Here is a 4,618-nt window from a genome sequence, read left to right on the forward strand (position 1 = left end):
CTGCGTCATGACGTGAATACCTCGCAGCGGAAATCGGAAGGCGGGTGAGGGACGGCGGGGGAGGTCGACCGGGACACCGGTCCCCGGCTCATTTGCCGTAGGCCAGCATCAACTTCTCCTTCGACTCGTCCACGCCCGTCAGCAGGGTGGTGGAGATGTAGAAGCGCCCGTCCACGTAGTCGATGGCCTTCGAGTAGAAGGAACTCTCGATCTTCGCGGCGCTGTCCGGCATCTGCAGGAGCTTCGTCACCTTGGGCTTGGCGCCCGTGGTGGGGAACGACACGATCTGGCCGCCCTCGCCGCCGTACGTCGACTCCACGTACGCGATCAGCTTGGAGTTCTCGATCCTCACGGCCGACATGGCCGCGTCGGCGGGGGACTTGACCCGCCACTTCTCCTTGCCGGTGGACAGGTTGACCGCGACGATCTCGTTCGCGCCGTCCTTCGCCTCGGTCGGCAGATAGAGCGTGTCGGCGTCGGCCGCGATGCCGGAGCAGCCCTGGAGGTTGCGGGAGATGATCCCGGTGTCGCAGTCGGGCTTGAAGGAGCCCTTGACGTCGAGCTGCGAGCGGGTGGAACCGTCGGCCTCGAAGGCGGAGATGTTCCACTTCTTCTCGGCCTCGTTGCTGAGGTAGAGGACGAGCGGGTTCAGCGCGTACACGTGGTCGATCCGCCAGCCCTTGGGGATCTTCCGGGTCCACTTGGCCTTGCCGGTCTTCGGGTCGAGTTCCTGGACCTCGTCGTGCTGCTTGTCCTCGGAGCCGACCGCGCAGGAGGAGACGGCGACCAGCCGCGCTCCGCCCGCGAAGCCGCCCGGGTAGCAGGACTGGCCGTACTCCTTCTTGTCCCAGAGCTTCTTGCCGGTGTCGACGTCGTACGCGGTGCCGGACTGCGAGCGGCCCACCATGAGCGTGTCACCGGTGACGGACAGGCCGACACTGATGTTGCTGTCGAACAGGGCGCCCTTCTCCAGCTCGGCGGTCCAGCCCGTCTTCCCGGTGTCGAGGTCGATCTGCTGGAGCTGGTCGCACTCGGAGTCGTTGCTGGTGCCGCGCTTGGAGGCGACCACGATGTGGCCGTCGGCGGTCGGCTCCGGGGTGACCGTGCAGATCTTGCCCTTGAACTCGATGGGGTCCCAGGCCGGGTCGCCGCTCTGGACGTCGAACGCGAACAGCTGCTTGTACGCGGCCTTCACGGCGACCTTGTCGGTGACCCACAGGCCGGGGGCCTCCGCACCCGAACCGGGGGCGTCGGGGGCGCTCTTGTACCAGAGCACCTTCGCCTCGCCCGCCTTGCGGCCCTCGTTGAGGTCGGAGATGTCGAGGTCCTCGCCGCCGCCCCCGCTGCCGTCGCCCGGGTTGACGGGCGCGGACGGGGAGGAGGAGGTCTTGGGGTCGTCGGCGCCCTTGCTCGCGCTCTCCTTGGCGACCGGCTTCTTCTTGCCGTCGTCGTCACCGAGGCTCGTCACCGCGAACACGGTGCCGCCGATCACGAGGAGCGCGGCCACCGCCGCGCCGACCGCGAGGGCCGGCTTGCCCTTGAAGGGGTTCTTGGAGCCGCCGCCCGACGGAGGGGTGGGCGCGCCCGGGTACTGCCCCTGCGGATAGCCGTAACCGGGCTGCGGCGGCGGGGTGTAGGGCCCCGGCTGCTGCGCGTACGGGCCGGGCTGCTGGGCGTACGGGCCCGTCTGCGCGGGCGGTTGCTGCGGGTAGCCGTAGCCGGGGGTCGGCGTGGGCGGACCCTGCGGCGGAGGGGTCTGCGGATAGCCGTACGGCTGCTGCGGTCCGGGGTTCTGCGGAGCTCCGAAGCCGCCCTGAGGCGGCTGGTTGGGTGGCTGAGTCATCAGCGCGTTTCCCCCTGTTCGCTGCTTTCGAGCCACCCGTCGTCACGCGTGGTGTCGCTTCTCAGACTGTGTCAGTCGGCTCTTTCTATCACTGCGACACGACCGCGCACGGGGCCGGTCGCTCCCCTGTTCCCAAGGGAGAACCGCCCCGTAATGCCTCCGTTACGCTCCTTCACGCCCCCTTCACGGGACGCGCGTGCCTTGCCCCGCAAGGCTTCGGAGGCACTCGGGGCACGGAAGAACGCCGGGCGCGGGCAGCGCCCTTGAAGGGGCGCGGGGAACTGCGCGACGAGCCACCGACGAGCGACGCCCGGCATCGAACGGCAGCCCCGCGGCGAGGGCCCTCGGTCGCCCCGCTACGCGTCCTCGGCAAGTTCAAGCCAGCGCATCTCCAGCTCGTCCTTCTCTCCCGCCAACGCCCGCAGTTCCGCGTCGAGTTCAGCCACCTTGGCGAAGTCCGTGGCGTTGTCGGCGATCTGCGCGTGCAGCTTCGTCTCCCGCTCGGAGAGCTTGTCCAACTGCCGTTCGATCTTCTGGAGTTCCTTCTTCGCGGCGCGGGCGTCGGCCGAGGACACGGTCTTCTCCGAGGCCGAGGCGGCGGCCTTGGCGGCGACCGGCGAGGCCGCCGCGGCGGCCTCCTCCATGGCGTGACGCCGCTCCAGGTACTCGTCGATCCCGCGCGGCAGCATCCGCAGCGTGCCGTCACCCAGCAGAGCGAACACCCGGTCCGTCGTCCGCTCGATGAAGAACCGGTCGTGGGAAATGACGATCATCGAGCCGGGCCAGCCGTCGAGGAGGTCCTCCAGCTGGGTGAGGGTCTCGATGTCGAGGTCGTTGGTGGGCTCGTCGAGGAACAGGACGTTCGGCTCGTCCATCAGCAGCCGCAGCAGCTGGAGCCGCCGCCGCTCACCGCCGCTGAGGTCGCCGACCGGCGTCCACTGCTTCTCCTTGTTGAACCCGAAGGTCTCGCAGAGCTGCCCCGCCGTCATCTCGCGCCCCTTGCCGAGGTCGACACGGTCGCGGATCTGCTGCACGGCCTGGAGCACCCGCCACTCGGGGTCGAGTTCGGCGACCTCCTGGGACAGGTAGGCGAGCTTGACGGTCCTGCCGGTGACGACGCGTCCGGCGACCGGCTGCTTCTCGCCCTCGCTGCGGGCGGCGTCGGCCATGGCCCGCAGCAGGGAGGTCTTGCCGGCGCCGTTGACGCCGACGAGGCCGATGCGGTCACCGGGGCCGAGCTGCCAGGTCAGATGCTTCAGCAGCACCTTCGGCCCGGCCTGGACCGTGACGTTCTCCAGGTCGAAGACGGTCTTGCCCAACCGGGTCGACGCGAACTTCATCAGCTCGCTGGTGTCGCGCGGCGGCGGTACGTCCGCGATCAGCTCGTTGGCCGCCTCGACGCGGAAGCGGGGCTTCGACGTACGGGCGGGGGCGCCGCGCCGCAGCCAGGCCAGCTCCTTGCGGACGAGGTTCTGCCGCTTGACCTCCTCGGTCGCGGCGATCCGCTCCCGCTCGGCCCGCGCGAAGACGTAGTCGGAGTAGCCGCCCTCGTACTCGTAGACCGAGCCCTTCTGCACGTCCCACATGCGGGTGCACACCTGGTCGAGGAACCAGCGGTCGTGGGTGACGCAGACGAGCGCGGAGCGCCGCTCCCGCAGATGGTCGGCGAGCCAGGAGATGCCCTCGACGTCCAGGTGGTTCGTCGGCTCGTCCAGGACGATCAGGTCCTGCTCCTCGATGAGCAGCTTGGCGAGCGCGATACGGCGGCGCTCGCCGCCGGAGAGCGGGCCGATGACGGTGTCGAGGCCCTGCGGGAAGCCGGGCAGGTCGAGCCCGCCGAACAGTCCGGTGAGGACGTCCCTGATCTTGGCGTTGCCGGCCCACTCGTGGTCCGCCATGTCCCGGATGACCTCGTGCCGGACGGTGGCGGCCGGGTCGAGGGAGTCGTGCTGGGTGAGCACGCCGAGGTGGAGGCCGCCCGAGTGGGTGATCCGCCCGGTGTCGGCCTCCTCCAGCTTGGCGAGCATCCGGATGAGGGTGGTCTTGCCGTCCCCGTTCCGTCCCACGACTCCGATCCGGTCCCCTTCGGAGACGCCGAGCGAGACCCCGTCGAGCAGGGCGCGGGTGCCGTACACCTTGCTGACGTTCTCGACATTGACCAGGTTGACGGCCATTACTCTCCTGCCACGGGGACGATCGACCCTCCAGGGTAGTCGGCGGCCGTGCCGGGCGTGACGGGACGCTTGCCCCCGCCCCGTGCGGCCGACCGCAGGCGGCGGCCGCGCCGGGTGAGCCCCCAGGGCTTGAGGACCGAGATCACCGTCATGAAGACGTACGCGGCGAACGACACGACCGGCCCGAACAGCACGTCACCGGCGTCGGGCAGCGGCCCGCCCGCGCCGACGGCGGTGACCGCCCCGTTCACGCCGGGGCGCAGGGCGAGGACGGTGGCGGTGAGGGTGGCCAGGGTCAGCCAGAACTTCGTGTACACCCAGCGGTGCCTGGCCAGGCCCCACGCGGTGCCCAGCGACAGCGCCAACCCGCTGAGGAACGTCAGGAGCGCGACGGGGATGAGCAGCCAGTCCGCGAACAGCTTCATCGCGCGCACGGACGCCTCCACGGTCACCGCCGACCCTGTGGTGCTCGCGGTGATCCCGAGCGCGAGCAGCCCGAGCGTGAGCCCGAGCCAGCAGGCGGAGACGGCGACGTGGACGACCAGGAGGGCCCGGCGGACGGGGCGGTTTCTCCTCATGCGGCCACCCTGCCGGGGGGTGG

3 protein-coding genes are annotated in these 4,618 nt (G+C 70.2%); all 3 read right to left on the reverse strand.

The window, feature by feature from the left end:
- Window positions 1-88: 88 nt before the first annotated feature.
- A complete protein-coding gene (locus AOK15_RS37990) occupies window positions 89-1,843 on the reverse strand; it encodes an outer membrane protein assembly factor BamB family protein (protein WP_055523366.1) in 1,755 nt (584 codons plus the stop codon).
- Window positions 1,844-2,199: 356 nt separating this feature from the next.
- The gene (locus AOK15_RS37995) at window positions 2,200-4,017 is read right to left on the reverse strand and encodes an ABC-F family ATP-binding cassette domain-containing protein (protein ID WP_055523367.1); all 1,818 of its coding nucleotides are present in this window, start codon (window positions 4,015-4,017) and stop codon (window positions 2,200-2,202) included.
- Window positions 4,017-4,595 (reverse strand): hypothetical protein, encoded by a 579-nt coding sequence (locus tag AOK15_RS38000; RefSeq protein WP_055523368.1) that lies wholly within the window; start codon window positions 4,593-4,595, stop codon window positions 4,017-4,019. Before AOK15_RS38000 ends, AOK15_RS37995 begins: the two co-directional genes overlap by 1 nt.
- Window positions 4,596-4,618 lie beyond the last annotated feature (23 nt).

The sequence above is a fragment of the Streptomyces ossamyceticus genome, assembly GCF_001418475.1.
Classification (GTDB): domain Bacteria; phylum Actinomycetota; class Actinomycetes; order Streptomycetales; family Streptomycetaceae; genus Streptomyces; species Streptomyces ossamyceticus.